A 1140-nucleotide genomic window follows, 5' to 3' on the forward strand; every position below is an offset into this window, starting at 1 on the left:
CTAGTGTCCCGCACTTGAGTTTCGCTCGATAAGTCGTAGGTTCGTCGCATGCCTCGGACCGGACGTCCCAAACCCGAGCTGTTGCTCAGCGATGAGGAGCGGGACCAGCTGCAGCGTTGGGCGCGGCGGCACACCTCGTCCCAGGCGTTGGCGTTGCGTTCTCGAATCGTGCTGGAATGCGAGCACTGCGGCAACAACCAGGAAGTCGCAGCCCGGCTGGGATGCTCCCAAGCCACGGTCGGGAAGTGGCGCAGTCGTTTCGTCACCGATCGTCTCGACGGGCTCGGTGACGAGCCGTGCCCAGGACGTCCCGCGTCGATCACCGCCGAGCAGGTCGAGGCAGTGGTGGTCGACACCTTGGAGTCGACACCGGCCAATGCCACCCACTGGAGCCGCGCCAAGATGGCGCAGCGCAGCGGATTGAGCCCCACCACTATCGGGCGGATCTGGAAGGCGTTCGGCCTCCAACCGCACCGAGCTGAAGGGTTCAAGCTGTCCAACGACCCGATGTTCGTGGAGAAGGTCCACGACGTCGTCGGCCTCTACCTGAACCCACCCGAGGCTGCGGTGGTGCTCTGCGTGGATGAGAAGAGCCAGGTCCAGGCCCTGGCCCGCTCCCAGCCGGCGTTCCCGATGATGCCGGGCATGCCGGAGAGAAGGACCCACGACTACGTCCGTCACGGCACCACGACCTTGTTCGCGGCGATGAACGTCGCCGACGGCACGGTGATCTCGGCGACCCACCGTCGGCACCGGTCGGTGGAGTTCAAGAAGTTTCTCACCAAGATCGACCAAGAGGTCCCCGACGACCTCGACGTGCACGTCGTCTGCGACAACTACGGAACCCACAAGCACCCTACGGTCAAGGCGTGGTTGGGCAAGCACCCACGGTTCCAGTTGCACTTCACCCCAACTTACTCATCGTGGTTAAACCAGGTCGAGCGCCTCTTCGCCTACGTCACTGATGATCTGCTGCGCCGCAGTGACCACCGCAGTGTCCAGGCTCTGGAAGCCGATCTGCGGGCTTGGGTTGTGGACTGGAACGAGAATCCAAGGCCGTTCGTCTGGACCAAGACCGCTGATCAGATCCTGGCGTCACTCGGGCGACTTCTGCAGCGGATCTCCGGCGGAGGACACTAG

1 protein-coding gene is annotated in these 1140 nt (G+C 63.8%); it reads left to right on the plus strand.

Annotation, left to right across the window (positions count from 1 at the left end):
* Positions 1–48 precede the first annotated feature (48 nt).
* The gene (locus AC0I8G_RS25820) at positions 49–1140 is read left to right on the plus strand and encodes an IS630 family transposase (protein WP_471732496.1); all 1092 of its coding nucleotides are present in this window, start codon (positions 49–51) and stop codon (positions 1138–1140) included.

It is taken from the genome of Kineococcus sp. AC630 (assembly GCF_979255925.1).

Coding starts and splice junctions, on each gene's coding strand:
- AC0I8G_RS25820 (WP_471732496.1), top strand. CDS start 49: ATGCCTCGGACCGGACGTCCCAAACCCGAGCTGTTGCTCAGCGATGAG.